Source organism: Staphylococcus gallinarum (genome assembly GCF_000875895.1).
In the GTDB taxonomy this organism is placed as follows: Bacteria; Bacillota; Bacilli; order Staphylococcales; family Staphylococcaceae; genus Staphylococcus; species Staphylococcus gallinarum.
This window is the reverse complement of record NZ_JXCF01000134.1, coordinates 1-241: the sequence shown is the minus strand read 5'-3', so window position 1 is coordinate 241 and position 241 is coordinate 1. Positions and strand designations below refer to the sequence as shown.

1 pseudogene is annotated in these 241 nt (G+C 34.0%); it reads left to right on the top strand.

The annotated features are described in order from the left end of the window. Positions 1–241 (top strand): annotated as a pseudogene (locus SH09_RS13765) (relaxase/mobilization nuclease domain-containing protein); the annotation flags it as partial.

Here is a 241-nt window from a genome sequence, read left to right as displayed (position 1 = left end):
AAGATAAAAGGTCATGGAAAAATGATATAAGAATGGCAGTTGAAGAAACAAAGGATAACGCAGTAGACTTTGAAGAATTTAATACTTTGCTAAAAGAAAAAGGTGTTGAAATCACGAGAGGAACGAAAAACAACGTAACGTATAGACACATTGAAGAAGATAAAAAAGTACGTGGGAATAAGTTGGGCGATTCTTATGACAAAGGAGTGATTGAAAATGGCTTTGCAATCGAGAAATTCAG